Origin of the sequence: Paenibacillus sp. SZ31, assembly GCF_012912005.1 — a bacterium.
Taxonomy (GTDB): domain Bacteria; phylum Bacillota; class Bacilli; order Paenibacillales; family Paenibacillaceae; genus Paenibacillus.
In genome coordinates this window covers 1-21809 of the sequence record NZ_JABBEA010000010.1, presented here as the reverse complement: position 1 = coordinate 21809, position 21809 = coordinate 1, and the positions used below count along the sequence as shown (strand labels likewise).

General features: G+C 47.7%; 20 protein-coding genes. 19 read left to right on the top strand and 1 reads right to left on the bottom strand.

Going from position 1 to position 21809, the window contains the following annotated elements:
• The first annotated feature begins 8 nt into the window (after positions 1 to 8).
• The 15 genes from remA (at position 9) to spoVM (ending at position 14646) form a co-directional block, all read left to right on the top strand.
• Complete coding sequence (gene remA, locus HF638_RS18590) at positions 9 to 269, top strand: extracellular matrix/biofilm regulator RemA (RefSeq protein WP_006209218.1); 261 nt, start codon at positions 9 to 11, stop codon at positions 267 to 269.
• Positions 270 to 282: 13 nt separating this feature from the next.
• The gene (gene gmk / locus HF638_RS18585) at positions 283 to 855 is read left to right on the top strand and encodes a guanylate kinase (RefSeq protein WP_017687445.1); all 573 of its coding nucleotides are present in this window, start codon (positions 283 to 285) and stop codon (positions 853 to 855) included.
• Between the two features lie 156 nt (positions 856 to 1011).
• Positions 1012 to 1224 (top strand): DNA-directed RNA polymerase subunit omega, encoded by a 213-nt coding sequence (gene rpoZ / locus HF638_RS18580; protein ID WP_036614619.1) that lies wholly within the window; start codon positions 1012 to 1014, stop codon positions 1222 to 1224.
• A 141-nt stretch (positions 1225 to 1365) separates the two neighbouring features.
• Positions 1366 to 2601 carry a bifunctional phosphopantothenoylcysteine decarboxylase/phosphopantothenate--cysteine ligase CoaBC gene (coaBC, locus tag HF638_RS18575; protein WP_169481525.1) on the top strand — a complete coding sequence of 412 codons (1236 nt, stop codon included), beginning with the start codon at positions 1366 to 1368 and terminating at the stop codon, positions 2599 to 2601.
• A gap of 3 nt (positions 2602 to 2604) precedes the next feature.
• A complete protein-coding gene (gene priA, locus HF638_RS18570; RefSeq protein ID WP_169481524.1) occupies positions 2605 to 5154 on the top strand; it encodes a primosomal protein N' in 2550 nt (849 codons plus the stop codon).
• 118 nt (positions 5155 to 5272) lie between these two features.
• Positions 5273 to 5761, top strand: coding sequence for a peptide deformylase (def, locus tag HF638_RS18565; RefSeq protein ID WP_169481523.1), 489 nt, complete (start codon positions 5273 to 5275; stop codon positions 5759 to 5761).
• 12 nt (positions 5762 to 5773) lie between these two features.
• Positions 5774 to 6727, top strand: coding sequence for a methionyl-tRNA formyltransferase (gene fmt, locus HF638_RS18560; protein ID WP_169481522.1), 954 nt, complete (start codon positions 5774 to 5776; stop codon positions 6725 to 6727).
• Positions 6724 to 8226, top strand: a complete 1503-nt coding sequence (gene rsmB, locus HF638_RS18555) for a 16S rRNA (cytosine(967)-C(5))-methyltransferase RsmB (RefSeq protein ID WP_169481521.1) — start codon at positions 6724 to 6726, stop codon at positions 8224 to 8226. The genes fmt and rsmB overlap by 4 nt, the downstream gene beginning before the upstream one ends.
• A 254-nt stretch (positions 8227 to 8480) precedes the next feature.
• Complete coding sequence (rlmN, locus tag HF638_RS18550) at positions 8481 to 9521, top strand: dual-specificity RNA methyltransferase RlmN (RefSeq protein WP_062836114.1); 1041 nt, start codon at positions 8481 to 8483, stop codon at positions 9519 to 9521.
• Positions 9522 to 9528: 7 nt separating this feature from the next.
• Positions 9529 to 10305 (top strand): Stp1/IreP family PP2C-type Ser/Thr phosphatase, encoded by a 777-nt coding sequence (locus HF638_RS18545; protein WP_169481520.1) that lies wholly within the window; start codon positions 9529 to 9531, stop codon positions 10303 to 10305.
• Positions 10302 to 12512, top strand: a complete 2211-nt coding sequence (gene pknB, locus HF638_RS18540; protein ID WP_169481519.1) for a Stk1 family PASTA domain-containing Ser/Thr kinase — start codon at positions 10302 to 10304, stop codon at positions 12510 to 12512. Before HF638_RS18545 ends, pknB begins: the two co-directional genes overlap by 4 nt.
• A gap of 61 nt (positions 12513 to 12573) precedes the next feature.
• Positions 12574 to 13482, top strand: a complete 909-nt coding sequence (gene rsgA / locus HF638_RS18535; RefSeq protein WP_169481518.1) for a ribosome small subunit-dependent GTPase A — start codon at positions 12574 to 12576, stop codon at positions 13480 to 13482.
• Position 13483: 1 nt separating this feature from the next.
• Positions 13484 to 14143 (top strand): ribulose-phosphate 3-epimerase, encoded by a 660-nt coding sequence (gene rpe, locus HF638_RS18530; RefSeq protein ID WP_017687456.1) that lies wholly within the window; start codon positions 13484 to 13486, stop codon positions 14141 to 14143.
• Between the two features lie 3 nt (positions 14144 to 14146).
• Positions 14147 to 14398, top strand: a complete 252-nt coding sequence (locus HF638_RS18525) for a hypothetical protein (protein ID WP_169481517.1) — start codon at positions 14147 to 14149, stop codon at positions 14396 to 14398.
• Positions 14399 to 14565: 167 nt separating this feature from the next.
• A complete protein-coding gene (gene spoVM / locus HF638_RS18520) occupies positions 14566 to 14646 on the top strand; it encodes a stage V sporulation protein SpoVM (protein WP_019424875.1) in 81 nt (26 codons plus the stop codon).
• Positions 14647 to 14840: 194 nt separating this feature from the next.
• On the opposite strand, the gene rpmB is transcribed toward spoVM, so the two are convergent.
• Positions 14841 to 15029 carry a 50S ribosomal protein L28 gene (gene rpmB, locus HF638_RS18515; protein ID WP_017687459.1) on the bottom strand — a complete coding sequence of 63 codons (189 nt, stop codon included), beginning with the start codon at positions 15027 to 15029 and terminating at the stop codon, positions 14841 to 14843.
• 636 nt (positions 15030 to 15665) lie between these two features.
• Here rpmB and HF638_RS18510 point away from each other — a divergent pair.
• The 4 genes from HF638_RS18510 (at position 15666) to HF638_RS18495 (ending at position 20874) form a co-directional block, all read left to right on the top strand.
• Positions 15666 to 17477 (top strand): DAK2 domain-containing protein, encoded by a 1812-nt coding sequence (locus HF638_RS18510; protein WP_169481516.1) that lies wholly within the window; start codon positions 15666 to 15668, stop codon positions 17475 to 17477.
• A gap of 75 nt (positions 17478 to 17552) precedes the next feature.
• Positions 17553 to 18416, top strand: a complete 864-nt coding sequence (locus HF638_RS18505; protein WP_169481515.1) for a DegV family protein — start codon at positions 17553 to 17555, stop codon at positions 18414 to 18416.
• 10 nt (positions 18417 to 18426) lie between these two features.
• A complete protein-coding gene (recG, locus tag HF638_RS18500; protein WP_062835348.1) occupies positions 18427 to 20472 on the top strand; it encodes an ATP-dependent DNA helicase RecG in 2046 nt (681 codons plus the stop codon).
• A gap of 114 nt (positions 20473 to 20586) precedes the next feature.
• Positions 20587 to 20874 carry a stage VI sporulation protein F gene (locus HF638_RS18495; protein ID WP_062835347.1) on the top strand — a complete coding sequence of 96 codons (288 nt, stop codon included), beginning with the start codon at positions 20587 to 20589 and terminating at the stop codon, positions 20872 to 20874.
• Positions 20875 to 21809 lie beyond the last annotated feature (935 nt).

Here is a 21809-nt window from a genome sequence, read left to right as displayed (position 1 = left end):
ACCTGATTATGGCAATCAAACTCATTAACATTGGATTCGGTAACATCGTATCGGCGAACCGGATTATATCCATCGTGAGTCCGGAATCGGCGCCGATCAAGAGAATTATACAAGAGGCAAGAGATCGTCACATGCTGATTGATGCAACGTACGGAAGACGTACTCGTGCCGTAATTATTACGGATAGCGATCATGTCATTCTGTCTGCAGTTCAGCCGGAGACGGTCGCCCATCGTCTTTCTTCGAAAGATGATGATAACGACGAATAAAATGGAGTGTAATATGTCTAAGGGATTACTAGTAGTGTTGTCCGGCCCATCTGGGGTCGGGAAGGGTACAGTATGCAGCGCTTTGCGCAAACGGGTGCCGGAATTGATCTATTCCGTATCGGCGACAACCCGTCAGCCTCGTCTTGGTGAAGAACATGGTGTGAACTATTTCTTCAGAAGTCATGAAGAGTTCCAGAACATGATTGCTGAAGATCAATTGTTGGAACATGCGGAGTATGTCGGTAATTATTACGGAACACCGCGTGATTTTGTAGAGAAAACGATTAACGAAGGCCGCGACATCATTCTGGAGATTGAGGTTCAAGGCGCGTTAAAAGTGAAAGAGAAATTCCCGGAAGGCATCTTTGTTTTCCTGCTTCCTCCTTCATTGGACGAGCTGAAAGATCGCATTCAGGGTCGTGGTACTGAAAGTCAAGCGACCATTGATCACCGGATGTCTGTGGCGGTCGATGAGATCAGTCTGCTGGAGCAGTATGATTACGCTGTTGTTAATGATGAAATTGATTTGGCGTGCAAGAGAATAGAAAGCATCATAATCGCCGAACATTGTAAGATCAATAAATAATCCCTTTTGCCGCTGCAGAATGCGATATAAGTGGGGCAGTTGTCATATCATATACTCAAGTAGTCCTCTCGGACTGCCTGAATGTGAAGACATGCCACATCAGTTCTGTCAGGCGGCAACTTGCGATTATACTAATGCGAAGAGGTGTTTGTTAATATGCTGTATCCTTCTATTGATGAAATGATGAACAAAGTCGACAGCAAGTATTCCCTTGTTGTTGCTGCTTCCCGCCGGGCTAGACAGCTACGTGAAGGTGAAAAAACGGATTTAAGAGGTGCGAGATCCCATAAACAAGTTGGCGTTGCACTGGAAGAAATCTATGGAGACCTGCTCGTTGTCATCAAAGGACAGGACGAAGAAGAAGAGTAAGCCGCCTGCGGCTGCTCTTCAACTGCATACGGCGTAAGCCGGATTAATTGACAACCGCGAGGTTGTTATTTTTTTACGAATAAGCATATTTTAACGGAATCTTAATAATTAGACGTCGTATAAATATCGGGGGAAGTAAACATGTTGAACGGTAAAAAAATCGTGCTTGGTGTGACAGGCGGCATAGCCGCTTACAAAGCGGCAACATTATGCAGCAGACTGGTGCAAAAGGGAGCGGATGTTCATGTAATTATGACAGCTTCCGCTACACAGTTTATTACCGAATTAACGCTACAAACGTTGACCCGAAACACCGTATATACCGATACATTTGATGAGCGTGAGCCGGCAGTCGTATCTCATATTCATCTGGCCGATCTGGCTGATCTTGTTCTGGTTGCTCCGGCTACAGCGAATGTGATTGCCAAGATGGCGCATGGCATGGCAGATGATATGCTCTCAACGACGTTGCTTGCCACGACAGCCCCTGTCATGATTGCACCAGCTATGAATGTACATATGTATGATCATCCAGCTGTAAAGCATAATATGAGCCTGCTTGTTGAACGGGGCGCCATGATGATTGAACCGGGTGAAGGTCTGCTTGCGTGTGGATATGTGGGCAAGGGACGTCTGGAAGAACCGGAGAGCATTGTGGATGTGGTGGAACGTTTCTTTGAACAGCGCGAGTCTGCAGACATTAGTCGGCAGGGACAAGCTCCATTGTTACATGGCAAGAAGGTAGTCGTTACGGCTGGAGGTACGATTGAACGCATTGATCCAGTACGATATATTACGAACGATTCATCTGGCAAAATGGGATTTGCCATAGCCGCAGCTGCGCGTGATCTGGGGGCAGATGTGAAATTGGTTATGGGCAGTACCCAAGCCAAGCCACCGGAGAATGTTGAGTTGATCCCTGTACAGTCTGCACAGGATATGTATGAAGCGGTAACACGCGAGTGGGACGATGCAGATATCGTGGTTAAGGCGGCGGCAGTTGCCGATTATCGTCCAAAGGAAGTTTATACCGAGAAGATCAAGAAGAAAGGCGACACGCTGTCGCTCGAACTTGTTAAAAATATAGATATTCTTGAAACACTGGGCAAACAGAAAACCCATCAGTTTTTGATTGGTTTTGCTGCGGAGACTCAGTCGGTTGAGATGTATGCTCGTGAGAAATTGGAACGGAAAAATTGTGATCTGATCGTAGCCAATGACGTAACCCGCACGGGTGCAGGATTTGGAACAGACACCAACGCGGTACATATCTATGACCGGGAGGGTTTGGTGGAGGAGCTTCCAGTGATAGCCAAGGACGATGTGGCTCATCGGTTGCTCCGGATTGCGGCGGAGCGCATTGCCGGGAGGAATTAGGATATGGAGATTGCCAAGGTCATAGTCGATGTTCCCGTGAAGGAAACAGACCGGCCGTTTGATTACCTGGTACCTGAATCGATGAGAGAATGGATCGAGATTGGCAGCCGGGTGGGTGTACCTTTTGGTCATCGGACGGTGCAGGGATTCGTGATTGATCTTGTGCCGCGTACCGGAGAGGAAACATTCAAGCTTAAGCAGATTCAGGAGTTACTGGACATTGTTCCCCCGTTATCAAAGGATTTGGTTGAGTTGGCCGAATGGATGAGTGGACGATATGCCAGTAACCGGATTTTGTCATTGCAGGTCATGGTGCCGACGGCATTGAAGGGGAAAGCAGAACGCTACATCTCGCTGGGAGATGCACTTGATGGACAGATGGCGGGTGCACAACCGGATGATGAGGTGTTATTTGTTTGGGGAGAAGAGTCTACGACCGAGAAAGTACAGCAGGATATCATCCGTTTTGTCAAAAGTCGGGGTCAGGTACCGCTGCAACAACTGAGTCGAAAATATCCCAATCATGCTGCACTAATTAAGAAATTATTGCTTGGTGGTGTACTGCTGGAAAGTCAGGCCATCAAGGACAAATTGAATAAGAAAACGATGAAGTCCGTTGATCTGGCTGTAGATATCGCTGCTGCTCAGGAAGCACTTGCATCGTTCCCGGCGAAAGCACAGCGCCAGAAGGAGATTCTGGCTTTTTTGCTGGAAATGAAAGAACTGCTGCCCATGCCGATGAAAGAAGTGTTATCTACACTGCAGGTATCGGCCGCAACGATTAAGGGGCTTGAGGAAAAGGGACTGATCGTCACCGAGGACGTTGAGGTCTTCCGTGACCCTTATCAGGGCAGGAAGTTCAAAGCGACTGAACCTCTGGTTCTGACCAATGAACAGAAGCATGTCTACGACAATATCAATGGCCGATTGCAGGAACAACGCCATGGGGTATTTTTGCTGCATGGTGTCACGGGCAGTGGCAAGACGGAAGTCTATCTTCAAACCATTCAACAATGCATCGAGCAGGATCGACAGGCCATCGTATTGGTGCCCGAAATTGCACTGACCCCGCAAATGGTAGAACGTTTCAAAGGACGCTTCGGCGACCAGGTTGCTGTCATGCACAGTCGTCTGTCTGGTGGTGAACGTTATGATGAATGGCGCAAGATTCGTGAGGGTCAGGTGAAGGTTGCGATTGGGGCGCGTTCAGCCGTATTTGCTCCGTTCAGTCGGCTAGGGCTGATCATTATGGATGAGGAACACGAGACTTCTTACAAACAGGAGGAAACTCCAAAATATCATGCCCGGGATGTAGCCGTAAAAAGAGCACAGCAGCATCAGGCCGTGGTTGTTCTGGGTTCAGCGACACCTTCGCTGGAAAGTTACTATGCGGCACGCTCGCAGAGCAACGATGATTTTGCACCACTCTTGCTGGAGATGCCAACACGGGCACTGGGGAACAAGTTGCCTGAAGTACGAATTGTTGACATGCGCGAAGAATTGAAGGATGGCAACCGTTCCATGTTCAGCAGGGCTTTGCACAAAGGGCTGGAGGAGCGCTTGGAACGTGGTGAACAGACGGTGCTTCTGCTGAACCGCCGTGGATATTCGACCTTTGTGATGTGCCGAAGTTGTGGATATGTGGCAGGTTGTCCCGAATGTGATATTTCATTGACGTATCATCAGCGCTCGAATAATCTCCGTTGTCATTACTGCGGGTATGCGGAAGCGGCTCCTGAAGTGTGTCCGGATTGTGGAAGTGAGCATATTCGATACTTCGGTACTGGTACACAGCGGGTCGAGGAAGAGCTTGCGAAGCTCTTTCCGGGCATTCGGGTCATTCGGATGGATGTGGATACGACAACGGAAAAAGGGGCTCACGAGAAGCTGCTGAAACAGTTTCGTGAGAAAAAAGCAGACGTGTTGCTAGGCACCCAGATGGTTGCGAAGGGACTTGATTTCCCGGATGTAACCCTGGTTGGCGTGATAACAGCGGATTCAGCACTGAATTTACCTGATTTCCGTGCTGCGGAAAAAACGTTTCAGTTACTAACACAGGTAGCTGGCCGAGCGGGTCGTCACCAACTGCCTGGTGAGGTGTTCGTTCAGTCCTATACGCCGGAGCATTACTCCATTGGGCATGCGAGTCAGCATGACTATGTGTCGTTTGTACGTGAGGAGTTGCTGCACCGTCGCAATCTGCAATATCCGCCATACTGTCGCCTGATTCTGGTGACCTTTTCGCATGAACAACTTCCGGTATTGATTCGTCTTGCCGAGAACTACACGCGAATACTGAAGGAGAAGGCTAATGCAGCAGGATGGCTCGGCAGTCTGGATCGTTTCAGCAATGATGCCTTTGATGTGCTTGGGCCGGTAGCGTCCCCGATTCCACGGATCAAGAATAGATACAGATTCCAATGTATGATAAAATGGCGGGGGGATGTAGACGCCATCGGACTTGCTCTGGCAACAGCCCGGCGCATGGACGATGATGTTCAGGCGCAAAAACTGCTCATTAGTCTGGATGTAGACCCGCAAATGTTAATGTAAGCATTTTGCAGCAATGCGGATGTAAACAAGCGGTATAAACATAGATTAAAAATGAATACACCAAAAATAAAGAATATCGTCCTGAAATTATGATGAGGATTAGGAAGGTGCTTACAACATGTCGATTCGCATTATCGTTCAAGAACCAGATGAGGTGCTCCACAAGAGAGCCAAAGAAGTACCGAAAATTACACCGAATGTACAAAAATTGCTGGATGATATGGCTGATACCATGTACGATGCGGAAGGTGTGGGTCTTGCTGCGCCACAGGTCGGCATTTTGAAACGTCTGATCGTTATTGACGCTGGTGATGAGCAAGGACTGATCAAGATGATTAACCCTGAGATTATCGCAAGTGAGGGAGAGCAATTCGGACCGGAAGGTTGTCTGAGTATCCCTGGAATTAATGGTGACGTTCGTCGTTTTGAGACCGTTACGGTCAAGGGTCTGGATCGTGAAGGCAAAGAGTTGATTATTACGGGTAGTGGCCTGTTGTCCCGTGCATTCCAGCATGAAATTGATCATCTGGATGGCGTACTCTTTACGGATATCGCCGAGAAAGTGTACGAAATTGCAGCAGATCAAACGGGACCGCGTCGTAATTAAGGAGTGATTGATTTGAATATTGTTTTTATGGGAACACCTGAATTTGCAGTTCCTTCTCTCGATATGCTGATGGCAGAGGGATACAATGTGGTGGGTGTGGTGACTCAACCTGATAAACCACAGGGGCGCAAAAAAGTACTTACGCCAACACCGGTTAAGGCCGCAGCAGAACGCCACGGTCTGCCGGTGTTTCAGCCTGTTAAACTGCGTGATCCGGAAGCCGTAGCTCGCTTGGCTGAATGGAAGCCGGATCTGATCGTTACCGCGGCATTCGGGCAGATTCTGCCCAAAGCCGTGCTGGATATGCCTGTTCGCGGTTGTGTGAACGTGCATGGCTCTCTTTTGCCGAAATATCGGGGGGGAGCCCCGATCCAACGTTCCATTATTAACGGGGAATCCGTGACAGGAGTCACATTAATGTATATGGCTGAAGGCCTGGATACGGGAGATATGATCTCGTATGTGCAACTGCCGATTACGGATGAAGATACATCAGGAACGATGTTTGACAAACTAAGTGAGGCAGGCTCTAGATTGCTACTGGCTGAAATGCCACGATTGATTGCAGGCGAAACAACGGCTGTCCCTCAGGATGATGCCGAGGCTTCGTATGCGCGCAATCTGACTCGGGAAGACGAGAAGATGGACTGGAGTCGCACATCACGCGAATTATTCAATCAGATCCGTGGTCTTGTGCCATTCTCGGGTGCATTTACGATGTGGGATGATCAGGTCTTCAAAGTCTGGGCGGCCGCCAATCCGGATCATTCGAACATAACCTCTTCTTCGGATGCTGGACAAGCAGAGCCGGGAACGGTGCTGCAGTTGAATAAGGCAGGTATTGAAGTGTGTACAGGCAATGGATCTCTCTGGTTGACTGAGGTGCAACCTGCGGGGAAAAAGGTGATGCAAGCCGCTGACTTTGCCCGTGGCGGTACACTGAAACCTGGAACGGTGCTGCGATGAGCGGTAATACACCAGGGCGTTCGTCAGGACAAGGTCATAAAGCTGTAGCAAATGCATCTGGGCGCGAAGGAAATCGTCGTCCGAATCCGGGGAAATCGGGTGGCGCAGGAAATGCTTCCGCAAATGGTGCATCTCGCTCCCAGAAACCGAAAACTTCTGCTCGTGCTTTGGCGGTGAAGGTTCTTAGCGCTGTTGAGCAAGATGGAGCATATAGTAATCTGGAGTTGAACCGTCGTCTGAAAGAGGCGGATTTAAGCCCTGCGGATGCTGGACTAGCTACCGAATTAGTGTACGGAACAATCGCTAGATTGAATACACTTGATTATTACTTGGAACGTTTCGTTGCAAAAGGAGTATCCAAACTACAACCTTGGGTTCGTAGCCTGCTTCGGATCAGTGTATATCAGATGATCTACCTGGATCGTATTCCGGAACATGCCGTGGTTAGCGAAGCGGTTAATCTGGCGAAGAAACTGGGCCATCAGGGGATCTCGGGCATGGTGAATGGTGTGCTGCGCAATATGATCCGCAATCGGGATGAACTTCGTATTCCAGAACATCTACCCGTTGCCGAACGTATCTCTCTTGAGCATTCCCACCCGTTATGGATGGTTGAGCGCTGGATTGCCCAGTACGGTGAGGAGACGGCAGAAGCCATCTGTCGTGCGAATAATGAGCCGCCAGCGGTGAGTGTTCGGGTCAACACCACGATGATCACGCGGGAGAAACTGATGCATGAGATGACCAGCACAGGTGCAGTTGTTGAAGCTTCCCAGCTGAGTTCCGATGGAATTCTTGTACGCAGTGGCGGGAATATGGCACTAACGTCCTGGTATCGGGATGGCTTCTTCTCCGTACAGGACGAAAGTTCCATGCTCGTAGCTGAAGCGGTTGCGCCGGAAGAAGACCAACTTGTATTGGATTGCTGCGCAGCTCCAGGTGGTAAAACAGCTCACATGGCGGAGAAAATGCACGATCGTGGTCGTATTGTCGCTAACGATTTACATGCTCACAAGCGCCAGCTGATCCTGGATCAGGCGGAGCGTCTCGGTCTGAGCTGTATCGATGCTGTAACTGGAGATGCGCTAGACCTGAATGAACGGTACCCGGAAGCGTCGTTTGACCGGATTTTGCTGGATGCACCATGTTCCGGTCTGGGTGTTATTCGCCGCAAGCCTGATGTGAAATGGACCAAAACCGTAAAAGATATCGAAGATATCGCAGGCTTGCAGCGTGAATTGCTTGATCATGTTGCGCCGTTGTTAAAACTAGGTGGTATTCTGGTGTATAGCACGTGTACGATTGAGCCTGCTGAGAATGAGGATATGGTTGCAGACTTCTTGAATCGACATCCGGAATATCGTCCAGCAGAAACATCCGTCTGGTCTGAATCGGAGACAGCGAACTTGAAGGTTGTGAACGGTGGTATTCAGCTTTTGCCACAATACGCTCACAGCGACGGATTTTTCATCGCACGGTTGACAAAAACAGCGGAATAACAGTTTAATAGAGCACGGAAGTATGACCGCCGAGGGGAACTTCGGCGGATTTCTTTGTGATGGGACTTCGATATATTTGTCAGAGAAAAGTGATGACAGGGTGCGATGGTCGCATTGAGGTGTTATAATGCATGAAGTACAGATATCAAGGGTATACATGGATGTAAAGCGGTCTTTGTGATAGAATAGGACGAATGGAACGAAAAGATGGAAGCCAAACGAAAAGAAAAGAAGGAATAGGTGTTGACAACAAAATGAAACCTTTTATATATGATTATTCCCTGGAAGAACTGCAGCAATGGGCTGTGGAGAATGGGGAACCGGCGTTTCGCGGTGGTCAAATCTTTGACTGGATTTATGTAAAACGCGTGAATGATTTTAGTGAAATGACGAATCTGTCCAAGCCATTGCGTGAGAAGCTGACAGAGCAATTTGAATTTGTAACGCTTAAGGAAATTACAAAATTTGAATCCAAGGATGGAACGGTTAAATTCCTCTTTGGTCTTCATGATGATCATGCTATTGAGACAGTAATCATGAAGCATAACTACGGGAACAGCATCTGTGTAACCACACAGGTTGGATGTCGTATTGGTTGTACATTCTGTGCATCCACATTGGGTGGACTCAAGCGTAACCTTACGGCTGGGGAGATTGTTGCCCAGGTTGTGCAGGCTCAGAAAATTCTGGATGAACGCGGCGAGCGTGTCAGCAGCATTGTAATCATGGGTTCGGGTGAGCCTTTCGAAAACTATGAAGCTACGATGACTTTCCTGCGCATTATGATTCATGAAAAAGGGCTGAACATCGGTCAGCGTCACATCACGGTATCCACGAGCGGAATCGTTCCGAACATCTACAAGTTTGCAGATGAAGATACACAGATTAACCTCGCCATTTCGATCCATGCACCAAATGATGCATTGCGTTCGAAATTGATGCCGGTTAACCGTCGTTTTCCTTTTGAAGATGTAATGGAGTCTCTTCGTTATTATCTGGCCAAAACAGGTCGGAGAATTACGTTTGAGTATGCACTCATTGGTGGGGTGAACGACCAGCCAGAGCACGCAGCAGAACTGGCAAGCGTGCTTAAGAACATGTTGTGCCACGTGAATCTGATTCCGGTTAACCATGTTCCAGAACGCAAGTATGTAAGAACATCGAGAAGCGACATTTTCAATTTTCAGAAGATTCTCTCGGAACAGGGTGTTAATGTAACCATTCGTCGTGAACAGGGACATGATATTGCTGCCGCTTGCGGTCAGCTTCGTGCAAAGCATATGGAGTTGAGGTGAGAACGTTTTGATCAAAACAGTTCATGTGAGCCATATCGGACGAGTGCGTTCGGTGAATGAGGATTCAGCCTGGATTCGTAATCTCGATACAGGATATATTCTGGGGATTGTTGCCGATGGCATGGGTGGACATCTTGCAGGGGATACGGCAAGCCGCTTGGCAGTAGAGACGTTGGTGAAAGATCTGGGAACACTGGAACCAGGTCTGTCACATGCGTCTCTGTCTGCGGCTCTCAGCGATGCTATTTTGCATGCCAACGAAGTTATCTTCCGCACGGCATCAACAGATGACAAGTATCACAACATGGGAACAACGGTGGTTGCGGCTTTATTGAACGATACGGAAGGTGTTATTGGACACATCGGTGATAGCAGAGCCTACAAAATTGCGAACAAAGCTGTGATCCAGCTAACCGAAGACCATACACTGGTGAATGAATTGTTCAAAAATGGCCAGATCAGCAAAGAGGATGTGTCTCATCATCCCCGTCGTAACGTGCTGACGCGTGCCCTTGGAACAGATGCTGAAGTGAAGGTGGATCTGGATACCGTCAAGCTGGAGGAAGGCGAAGTTCTGCTCTTGTGCAGTGACGGTCTCAGTAACCTGGTTAGCAATGAGCAGATTATTCAGGTTGCCGGCAATCTGGAACTGGCATTGGAAGATCGTGCAGACCGACTGCTTCAGTTGGCTTTACTTGCTGGGGGAGATGACAACATCACGGTTGCATTGTTTGAGTTGCAGAAGGAAGGTTCCGTGGATACGGAAACGGGGTGTGAGTCATGATTGGGCACCAGCTAGGCGGACGCTATGAAGTGATTGAGCGTGTCGGCGGTGGCGGCATGGCTCTCGTGTACAAAGCTCAGGATCTTCTGCTGAACCGGAATGTAGCGATCAAAGTCCTTAGACAACAGTTTGTGCATGACGAAGAGTTTATTCGCCGTTTCCGCAGGGAAGCACAATCGGCAGCATCACTTTCTCATCCGAATGTAGTCAGTATTTATGACGTGGGGCAGGAAGATGACGTTCATTATATTGTCATGGAGTATGTGGAAGGCAAAAACCTGAATGAAATTATTAAAGAGCGCGCACCTCTGCAGGTGGACGAATCGGTCCGAATCGCTTCCCAGATTGCAGATGCTCTTGATCATGCACATCATAATCAAATTATTCATCGGGATATCAAACCCCATAATATATTAATTGGCCGGAATGGCCGCGTGAAGGTAACGGATTTCGGGATCGCTCGTGCCGTTACATCTACAACGATCACACAGACGGGTTCTGTAGTTGGTTCTGTACATTACTTCTCACCGGAGCATGCCAAAGGCATCGTTACTGGTGAAAAATCGGACTTATATTCTCTTGGGATCGTACTCTATCAAATGCTGACTGGGCAACTTCCGTTTCTGGGTGAAAGTCCAATCAGTGTAGCATTGAAGCATTTGCAGGAAGAGTTCGATGAACCACGTAAATTCAATCCATTGATTCCGCAAAGTGTGGAAAATGTCATCTTAAAATCCATGCGTAAAAATCCGCAGGAACGTTATCAGTCGGCCAAAGAGATGCAGACGGATCTGGAAACTTGCCTGATGCCGGAGAGACGTAATGAAACGAAGATTGATTTTCCGGATGAGGATGACATAGACCAGACTCGCGTTATGCCAGCCATCAAGCCTGAACCGCGCGGAGTTACATCGACGGGGGCAGTGCCTGTGATGGAGTCTGACGAAGTAACTGGCAAGGGTAAGGCGAAAGCCAAGAGCTGGAAGAAGCCAACACTACTCATTTCATTAACTGTTCTTATTCTAATCGCCATGGTGGGCGTTGTATGGTATGTCAAGGGGATGCTGGTTGTACCTGAAGTAACCGTACCTAACGTGATTACCCAGACGGAAGAAAAGGCTCGGGAAATGCTTGAGGAGAAAGGACTCGTCGTCAGTGATGAGGTCATCCGTCTGTATCAGGAAGATGTCGAACCCGGGATTGTCTTTGAGCAGAGCAGAAAAGAAGGCGATGTCGTCAAAGAAGGTTCCGAGGTCCAGATCAGTGTTGGTGCAGAAAAAGAACTGGTGAAGATGATTGATGTCAAGCAAGACCCTTATGATGAGGCTGTCAAGAAATTGACTAAACTTGGTATTAAAGAAGATCAGATTCAGCGAAAAGATGAGTTCTCCAATGATGTGGCTTCAGGTACTGTTATTTCCCAGACACCTGGTGTCAATGAGGAATTCGATCCTGAGATAGTTCAGATTGAGTTAACCGTAAGTAAAGGTACCGAAACGGTCAAAATGCCTGATCTGAAAAATCTTACCCGCAGTGAAGCCGAAGAAAAACTGAAATCTGCGGGACTTGTGCTTGCTCAGGTGCAGGAAGAATCAAGTTATACGGTGGACCAGGGCAAAGTGACGCAGCAATGGCCTGTGGAAGCGGGCGCAGAGGTGAGTCCTGGCGATAAGATTACGATCTTTATCAGTACAGGGTATCCGCCTGAAGCACTGCAATATCCTTTTAATATCAATGTATCACCCAAAGAAGAGGGCAAAAATAGTAAAATCCGTATCACATATGAAGATGCACGCGGCAAGAATCAGGAATGGGGAACACGCACCGTGAACTCAACCCAGATCTTGACCATTCCACTTGTGCTCGCTCCAAATGAAAATGGGGCTGTGTCCGTATATCGCGATGGACAGTTCCTGGATACGTATCTAGTCTCCTACAGTGAAGCCAAAAACGGAACAGTGAATGTACCTTCCATTGACCCGGAACAAAGCACGCAAACGCCGCCAGAAAATGAGCCTGATCCAGGTGAAGGCAGCGTAGATGAGGGCAGTGTTGATCCCAATCAGGAAGGTGAACCTGAGTCCACACCGGCAGACGGTGAGGGTGACAATGTAGATGAAGACACTTCTGCCATGAATAATGGTAAAGGGCAAGGTAAGGAAAAAGAGAAGAAAAAGGAAGTCATTAACGCATCAAGCCGTCCATAAGGGCGGCTTATGCTGGCGTCTGGAGTAAATGTACCACCATCTAAAGGAGGGCGACGGAGCTATGCCAGAAGGTATCATCGTTAAAGCGCTAAGCGGTTACTATTATGTCATGCCAGTGGAAGACAACGGGGTTCCTTCGGTTGAAGGTTCCGCCGTTCAATGTCGAGCCAGAGGTATCTTCAGAAAACGGGGAACGTCACCGCTTGTAGGTGACCGCGTCAGCTACATGCTGACAGAGAACGGAGAAGGAACGGTAGATGAAATCCGGAAGCGTGAGACGGAACTCATCCGTCCTCAGGTAGCCAACGTAAGCTTGGCGGTTCTGTTATTTTCAGTAAAAGAACCGGATATGAACCTGAATCTGTTGGACAAGTTCCTCGTTCACATCGAGCAGGCTGGGCTGGATGCTCTGATTGTGCTGACCAAGCAGGATCTGGCTGATCCAGCCAAAGACACTGTTGCTGAAGTGAAAGCATTGTATGAACAGGTTGGTTACGAAGTAATCTCGACAAGTTCACGTACCGGTGAAGGCAGTGAACTGCTCAGAGACCGTCTCGCTGGTAAGATTAGCGTATTTTCTGGTCAATCCGGTGTAGGCAAGTCATCCATGTTAAATGCATTGATGCCCGGGCTGACGCTGGAGACGAGTGCGATCAGCATGCGTCTAGGACGAGGGAAACACACCACTAGGCACGTGGAGCTTATTCCGTTGGATAATGGTGGATTTGTTGCGGATACGCCAGGATTCAGCCAACTGGACTTTCTGGAGATCGGTGTGGAGGAACTCTCCACTTGTTTCCGGGAATTCGCCCAGTTTGCAGATCAGTGCAAATTCCGAGGTTGTACCCATACACATGAACCAGGCTGTCGTGTGCTTGTGGCCAAGGAGGAAGGTCTGATCTCCGAAAGCCGATATCAACACTATGTGCTGTTCCTGACCGAAATGAAAGATAAGAAGCGGAGGTATTAACATGATTAAAATTGCCCCATCGATATTATCAGCTGATTTTGCCCGACTTGGTGCTGAAGTTGCAGAAGCCCAAGCTGCAGGAGGAGACTGGATTCATGTTGACGTTATGGACGGTCATTTCGTCCCTAATATTACGCTTGGACCTGCGATTGTGAAGGCGATCGCTCCACATACAAGTTTGCCGCTCGATGTGCATTTGATGATTGAGAATCCGGAGCGTTATGTTGAGGAATTTGCCAAAGCGGGAGCAGCAGTAATTACGGTTCATGCTGAGGCTTGTGTGCATCTGCACCGGGTTATTCATCTGATCAAGGAGCAGGGAGTGAAGGCAGGGGTTGCCCTAAATCCGGGAACGCCAGCGTCAGCCATTCTCGAAGTTCTGGATGATGTGGATATGGTTCTTGTCATGACAGTAAATCCTGGTTTTGGCGGACAGGCATTCATCTCGGGTACCATGAACAAAATCAAGCAGATTCGTACTTGGTTGAACGAAAAGGGGCGCCATGATGTACATATCGAAGTAGATGGCGGAATTGCTGCCGATACAGCCCCGCTTGTGGTGGAAGCTGGAGCAGATGTACTCGTTGCCGGAAGTGCCGTATTTGGTCGTGAGGATCGTGCTGCCGCGATTACTGAAATCCGTCGTAGCTACGGAGGCTGATCTATGACCCTCAAGGAGACGCTGTGGACGATGGCTGCGAGTCTCGCGACGGGACTTGTGCTTGCTTTGTTTGCGGTTATTCAATCCCCGTATAACGCCATTACATCATTGATCGGGGTTGGCGTTGTTATTATGTATTTCCGCAAATTTGATCGTACGGGACATCGGGTTACTTTTGTCATATTCAGCATACTGTATTATTTACTGAGTGTTTTCATGATCGCTGTCTATCAATATATTCCTACCCAATCGTAAATGACCTGATCTTCGGGCTTGTCATTGTGGAATAGGGATCGAAGGTTCCGCATAAATATGGTTACATGAGCAGGTTTCTCATGTAGCCTTTTTTGTCGTGTTAGAGGTAAAGAAGGCCTGAAGCATAGGATACGGCGGACGCATGAGCATGATGGGGAGGGTGAATTATGAAATTTTACACATTCAAACTGCCGAAGTTTTTGGGAGGGTTTGTAAAGGCGATTCTTAATACGTTTCAAAAGAACTGATCAGATTGATGAGGTAACAGGGAATACCGCCGCTTTGGCTCAGGCTTATCTGGAATTCGTACCTGCGAAGCGTCATGCGGCGGCCATTCACATGTTAATGAGCGTATTCATGTATTCCTTTTTTGAATACCAAAAAAGCACCTGCAAGGAACAAGGTGCTTTTTGCTTACCCGATTTATAGTAGCTTTGCGTGATTATACGCGAGTCACTTTACCGGCTTTCAGTGCACGGGTGCTTACGTATACACGTTTTGGTTTACCGTCAACGAGAATGCGGACCTTCTGAACGTTTACGCCCCAAGTACGACGGTTACGGTTGTTAGCGTGGGATACGTGGTTACCGGTGCCCGGTTTCTTACCTGTCACATAACATTTGCGAGACATAGATTACACCTCCTATCCTAAAATAACCAGTTGCCTTCGGAAACGAGAAGTCATTCCATAAGGACTAAATTGTTCTTCCTGACCGAGAAGATCAGGTTTCAGTAGCTAATGGTGTTGTTTAAGCCGGCATGACCGGATCATTTCCATTACTTAACCTGCATAAAACAATACTTGAATATAATATCATAATCAAAAAAGCTTCGTCAACTGATCCAAAAACTTTATTTATTTCTCCTGTCTAATATAGTACAATGTTGAATAGTCCATAATACAGTGGTGAACAGGCTGTTGCCGCGAGGAAGTCGGAGAATAAACCGTACTTAGAGGTCGGTGGTCTGCTTTTTGGCAACGCTGTGAGCTGCGGCATTCCATCATTGGCACCAGTCTCCATGCGGCATTCATGCCGGCTCTTGATACCGGTGCATATCCGTATGCCCCGAAGTTAGGGGTGCAGAGAGTGCAGGATATTGGTAGCCCGGCCGCCCAGACCGTTAATCCGGCTGACATTATGTATTGTATGCCTGTGCCGGACAAGGTATGGACGAAGAATAACGCAGTCCGCGTTAGCGCATGAACAGACCAGACACATCTTGGTGCAAGGTGTTCGTGTATCAAGCTAGGAAGGGGAATTCTCACTTGAGTATACGTTCTTTAAATGGAACAGATTTCACCGCAATGGTACTTGCCGGAGCGGAACAACTTGGACAGCATGCAGAGCACGTCAATTCCCTGAATGTTTTCCCTGTGCCGGATGGTGACACGGGAACGAACATGAATTTGACAATGAGTGCAGGAGTTGCAGAGATTAAAAGAAAAAGTTCTGCCTCCATCGGCGAAGCTGCCGGTATTTTATCGAAAGGCTTGCTTATGGGCGCACGGGGAAATTCGGGAGTTATTCTATCGCAATTGTTCCGTGGATTTAGTCGTTCAGCTGCTCCCTATGAGGAACTGAATACGCTCCAATTCGCAGCAGCCCTGCAGAACGGTGTTGATGCAGCTTACAAAGCTGTCGTAAAGCCCGTTGAAGGGACCATTCTTACCGTAGCCAAGGAAGCGGCTAAACATGCCAATTACTACGCAAGACGGACGAATGATATTACTGAATTAATGAATGAAGTTTTGTTAAAAGCAAAAGAAGCACTGGCAATGACTCCGGAATTGCTGCCTGTACTGAAACAGGTTGGTGTTGTGGATTCAGGTGGTCAGGGGCTTGTATATATCTACGAGGGCTTTATGGAAGTATTGCTTCAAAGTGACGGAGTGAATCGTACTTCTCTGAAGAAAGAAGTATCTCCATCCGTGGCAGCATCTGCTTTGAAACCGGCTGCACTGGCAGAAGTGGTTGTCAAGAAACCTGCACAGCAGCAGGTGATTGCACCAGAGATGCCGTTGTCCGCTCAGGCGAGATTGGAAACGGAAGATATTGAATTCCTGTATGACATGGAATTCTTCATTAATCGTGAGCTTGGAGAGAACGCAGGAGTGGCATTCGATGACGAAGCATTCCGGAAAGCGTTGTCAGTAAATGGGGATTCAATCATTATCATTGCCGATGATGAAGTGATCAAAGTTCATGTCCATTCCAAGACACCAGGGGATGTTTTAAACCTGGCACTTCAATATGGTGAAATCACACAGATTCATATTCTCAATATGCGTGAACAGCATCGGGATCTCCTGACGGCAGGTATGGACATTGCTCCTTCACCTGAATTGTTTGCAGAGATTCCACCTGAGGCAGCGCGTAGCCTTGAAGAGGCTGTGCTTCCTGCGGATGAGATGGCACCGTACGGTTTTATTGCGGTATCCTCCGGTGATGGTATTGCAGAGATCTTCCAAAGTCTTGGCGTCGATGTCGTTCTGTCTGGTGGACAGACGATGAATCCAAGTACGGAGGATTTTGTGAAAGCCGTTCGTTCCATTGCTGCGGAGCAGGTATTTATACTCCCGAACAATTCTAACATTGTACTGGCTGCTGAGCAGGCTCGTGAATTGCTTGAAGACGAGCGTCGGATTACGGTCATTCCAAGCAAGACGATTCCACAGGGAATGGCTGCGGCTTTTGCTTTCCAAGAGGATGAGTCTGCAGAAACGAACCGTGACCAGATGCTCGAGGCGATTAGCCGGGTGCAATCCGGTCAAGTGACTCATGCGGTTCGCGATACGCAATACGATGAATTAGATATTAAGGCGGGGCACTATATCGGTATTCATAACTCCAAAATTGTAGCGACGGATGAAACCATGCTTCAAGCATGTGAAGGTCTGCTCAAGCAGATGATGGAGAGTGGAGATGAAGTGGTGACGATCCTTGAAGGGGAAGAAGCTGACCCTGAGGTTACCGCTGCCCTCGCTGCATGGCTTGAAGAACAGTATCCTGATGCTGAGGTAGAGGTACATCTTGGAGGACAGCCTGTGTACTATTACTTGTTCTCCGTGGAGTCCTAATAGAGGTTGTTCAAAAAGTCTCCAATTGACTGCTTGAACATGCACTATAGCACTTTAGCGAAGAGGAGGAGAGTCATGAGCCACAAGGTTGCAATTGTAACGGACAGTACGGCAGATATTCCAGAAGAACTCATTCGCAAATACGGGGTTCACATTGTTCCGCTGCGTGTTCTGTTCGGGGAAGAAACGTATGCGGACGGCGTTGATCTGACTTCGGAACAGTTCTATGAAAAATTGAAGAAGGTATCTGTGTTGCCTACAACTTCACAGCCATCTCCAACCGATTTCATGAATGTATATCAAGCACTGCTTGATGAGAACCCCGAACGTCCGATTGTATCGATCCACCTGTCATCCGGCATGAGTGGTACCTATCAATCGGCCATGCTCGGCAAGTCTTTGCTGGAGCGTGAGGGTGACATCACCGTGCTGGATTCGAAGTCAGCATCGTATGGATACGGTCTGATGGTAGTACAGGCTGCTGAACTTGCCGAACAGGGCAAGTCAGCAGCCGAAATCGCTACCGCTATTGAAGGGATGCAACAATCTCGTAAATTGTTCTTTCTCGTGGATACCCTTGAGTATCTGCAAAAGGGTGGTCGGATCGGCAAAGCTTCAGCCATCTTGGGAACGCTGCTTAACATTAAGCCGATCCTGTCTATTGATGAAGAAGGCGTGATCTACGCAGTTGAGAAAGTCAGAGGTCATAAAAAAGCAATGGCACGCATTATTGAACTGTTCCAGAAGGATCTTGCAGGCAAACGGGTTAACCTGGCGGTAGGTCATACCGCTGACCCGGGATCAGCGATCGCTTGTGCAGAGCAGCTGCGTGGTCATTTTACACTGAATGAAGTGATCTATACCAATATTGGAGCCGTAATAGGCAGTCATGTTGGACCGGGTGTCATTGCGATCTTTATGTGGCCTGTTCCGGAATGAGGGATTAGACATGAAATTGGAAGAAATATCAGTTAAGCAAATTAACGGCGTGAGTGCTCTCAAAGAGGGAGAGCTTCACGCCTTTGGCATCTCTACTGTTAAAGACCTGCTTGAATATTATCCGTTCCGTTATGAGGATTATCGTCTGCGTTCCCTTAGTGAAGTGAAGGATGGGGACAAGATTACGGTCCAGGGACAGGTAATGGGTATTCCTGTATTACAACGATACGGCAAAAAGTCCCGTCTCACCTGTAAGATCATGACGGAAGAGTGGATGATTACCGCCACCTGGTTCAATCGCCATTTTCTCAAAGAACAGCTTACCCCCAATCGGGAGATTGTGATCACAGGGAAATGGGAACAAAAGCGTATGCAGATGACGGTGACTGACTCGGAATTCCCGGATAAAGGGGACGGGCGTTCAGGCACACTGCAACCTGTATATTCGGTAACCGGAAAACTGACGCAACAATGGATGCGCAAAACGATTAATCAGGGGTTAGTTCAATTCGGTGATATGATTCCCGAGATTCTGCCCCAATCGTTGATGAAGAAATACAGTTTGATGCCACGCAAGCAGGCAATTGCGGGGATTCATCGTCCGCAGGACAACCGGGAAGGTCAGCAGGCGAGACAGCGGATGGTGTATGAAGAGCTGTTTCTATTCCAGTTGAAAATGCAGGCTTATCGTGCGTTGAATCGAAATCGCATGGATGGCGTGGTACATACTACGGATAATACGACGATTCGCGAGTTTGTACGTAGCTTACCTTTTGAACTGACAGATGCTCAGAAAAAGGTGGAGCTTGAAATTTTGCATGATATGCGTTCGCCCTATGCAATGAACCGGTTATTGCAGGGCGATGTAGGTTCGGGTAAAACGGTTATTGCGGCGATTGCGCTATACACAACTGTTCGATCCGGTTTTCAGGGGGCTCTGATGGTGCCTACGGAGATTCTGGCGGAGCAGCATATGCGCTCACTGCAAAAGCTGTTTGAACCATTTGGGGTAACCGTAGGGCTGTTAACAGGCAGTGTAAATGGCCGTAAACGTAAAGATCTGATCGCCTCGTTGCAAATGGGCATGATTGATATCGTGGTGGGTACACACGCCCTGATTCAGGAAGATGTTTTCTTCCGTGATCTGGGTCTTGTGGTGACGGACGAGCAGCATCGCTTCGGGGTGAATCAGCGCAGCGTTTTACGACGCAAAGGATATAATCCAGATGTGTTAACGATGACGGCTACGCCAATTCCACGGACACTTGCCATTACGGCTTTTGGTGACATAGAAGTATCCACGATCTCAGAACGTCCGAAGGGACGGATTCCGATCTCTACGTATTGGGTCAAGCACGATATGATGGAGCGGGTGCTCGGGTTTATTTCCAGAGAAGTGGATCAGGGCCGTCAGGCTTATCTGATCTGTCCCCTTATTGAAGAGTCGGAGAAGCTTGATGTGCAGAATGCCATTGATCTGCATGTGCAGATGCAGCAGAACTTTCCGAAATATCGTGTAGGTCTGTTGCACGGACGGATGACGGCTGCGGAGAAAGAAGAGATGATGCGTGACTTCTACAGCAATGATATTCAGCTTCTCGTCTCGACTACCGTTGTGGAGGTTGGGGTCGATGTGCCGAATGCCACGTTAATGGTCATTATGGATGCGGATCGTTTCGGTCTATCCCAGCTGCATCAGCTTCGTGGTCGGGTTGGTCGTGGGGCCCATGCATCCTATTGTGTACTCATTGCTGATCCCAAGACGGAGGTTGGACAGGAGCGGATGAAGGTCATGACGGAAACCGAGGATGGATTCGAAGTATCGCGTCGGGATCTGGATCTTCGGGGTCCAGGTGATTTCTTTGGTACAAAACAGAGCGGATTGCCCGAGTTCCGTCTTGCCGACATGGTTGCTGATTTTGCTGTGTTGGAACAGGCCAGAGATGATGTATCCCAGTTGATTGCAGAAGCGGATTTCTGGACGTCTGTGGACTATACACCTCTGCGTGATTTTCTACAGCAACAGCAAGTATTTAAAGGTGATCTGATTGACTAAAGCTGCCCATGGCGACTGGTTTTTCGTATTACCTTTGTAAAAAAAGACAAGTGTACAAGCCCTCCCGACATATGAATAAGAAGTGAGTTTATTCTTTGGGAGGTGCTGTACGTTTTGGGTTACCAACAATATGGAATCAGTCCGCAGCTGGTGGAGCGGATCAAATTAAAGATGAAAAATCCCGCTGTCAAAGAGCGTATCAAAAAGTTGATTGATGGCGTGACCAAGTCTGATCTGCAAGATAAGGCCAAGGTCAGAAGGTTGGTCAAGTCTTCGGCAGTCATTATGAATGAGAATTTCTCTACAGCTCAGGAGGAGCAGTTTGTTGCTTTTGTGCTCGCGCAGAAGATTGATCCAAACAATACGTTTCATTTGATTAAGCTGTGGGGGATGTTTAGGTAGGGATTCGATGTAATGTTGGGTGGGTTAAAGAGCTTTGTTTACACGGGGGCACTACGAGTGCAGTACCATCTTTCGATCGCTGTTATCCCCGGATTTTTTTGATTCCCTTTTCTAAAGGGTAAAATCCGGGGATAAAGGCGAGATGATGCTTACGAAGTAGCTTTCTTTCAGAAAGCTTTTAGCTTCGCTTCTTCAGATTGGTTCTGCACTCTCCGTTACTGTGTAGCTGGAGTTCATTTTATAAAGCCAAAATTACATCGAATGATTGTTTGGTAATTTAGGAAGGGGTGTTCCATTAAGTCATCTGACTAATGGAACACCCCTTTTTTTGGTGGAGATAGGGATGAAGAAGGTTTTAGTTGGGTTTGAAATCGAAAGTTTATGTATTTTTATCCGCGGTGCTTTTACTTTTATCCTTAAAAGAGCTGATGAATATTAAAGTTATGATTAGAACTACAATTATAGTGCTGTTATAAGGATCTTCTTTTAGAATGTAGTCCTGTATAATTAAAGTTAGTATTGAAATAAATAAAATAATTTGTAGGACTAGCTTTGTTGATCGATCAGGATCGTTAGATCGTCTGGAGACACAATAAATGGTGTACCATAAAAAACTAAAGAGCAGAAGTGAACCCAAGAGTAGAATTGCAAGCATGCATGAACACCTTTCTGTATTAATATTCACTGAATAATTGGAATAACATAATAACTGATTATAACATAGGTTTTTCTGGAATCGGACATTTTTATAGAAGTTAAGGGATGAAACTATTGTGTGCTTGGTGCAGTCTTGTTGATGCATTTTCACAGGATGGACTTTGCTTTCCTTTGGGGGGAGCGGTAAACTGTTGCATACGAGCATACGAGCATACGAGCATACGAGCATACGAGCATACGAGCATACGAGCATACGAGCATACGAGCATACGAGCATA

Excerpts from the sequence above, each read along its gene's own strand:
- remA (WP_006209218.1), top strand. The coding sequence starts at position 9 with ATGGCAATCAAACTCATTAACATTGGATTCGGTAACATCGTATCGGCG.
- gmk (WP_017687445.1), top strand. The coding sequence starts at position 283 with ATGTCTAAGGGATTACTAGTAGTGTTGTCCGGCCCATCTGGGGTCGGG.
- rpoZ (WP_036614619.1), top strand. The coding sequence starts at position 1,012 with ATGCTGTATCCTTCTATTGATGAAATGATGAACAAAGTCGACAGCAAG.
- coaBC (WP_169481525.1), top strand. The coding sequence starts at position 1,366 with ATGTTGAACGGTAAAAAAATCGTGCTTGGTGTGACAGGCGGCATAGCC.
- priA (WP_169481524.1), top strand. The coding sequence starts at position 2,605 with ATGGAGATTGCCAAGGTCATAGTCGATGTTCCCGTGAAGGAAACAGAC.
- def (WP_169481523.1), top strand. The coding sequence starts at position 5,273 with ATGTCGATTCGCATTATCGTTCAAGAACCAGATGAGGTGCTCCACAAG.
- rsmB (WP_169481521.1), top strand. The coding sequence starts at position 6,724 with ATGAGCGGTAATACACCAGGGCGTTCGTCAGGACAAGGTCATAAAGCT.
- rlmN (WP_062836114.1), top strand. The coding sequence starts at position 8,481 with ATGAAACCTTTTATATATGATTATTCCCTGGAAGAACTGCAGCAATGG.
- pknB (WP_169481519.1), top strand. The coding sequence starts at position 10,302 with ATGATTGGGCACCAGCTAGGCGGACGCTATGAAGTGATTGAGCGTGTC.
- rsgA (WP_169481518.1), top strand. The coding sequence starts at position 12,574 with ATGCCAGAAGGTATCATCGTTAAAGCGCTAAGCGGTTACTATTATGTC.
- rpe (WP_017687456.1), top strand. The coding sequence starts at position 13,484 with ATGATTAAAATTGCCCCATCGATATTATCAGCTGATTTTGCCCGACTT.
- HF638_RS18525 (WP_169481517.1), top strand. The coding sequence starts at position 14,147 with ATGACCCTCAAGGAGACGCTGTGGACGATGGCTGCGAGTCTCGCGACG.
- spoVM (WP_019424875.1), top strand. The coding sequence starts at position 14,566 with ATGAAATTTTACACATTCAAACTGCCGAAGTTTTTGGGAGGGTTTGTA.
- rpmB (WP_017687459.1), bottom strand. The coding sequence starts at position 15,029 with ATGTCTCGCAAATGTTATGTGACAGGTAAGAAACCGGGCACCGGTAAC.
- HF638_RS18505 (WP_169481515.1), top strand. The coding sequence starts at position 17,553 with ATGAGCCACAAGGTTGCAATTGTAACGGACAGTACGGCAGATATTCCA.
- recG (WP_062835348.1), top strand. The coding sequence starts at position 18,427 with ATGAAATTGGAAGAAATATCAGTTAAGCAAATTAACGGCGTGAGTGCT.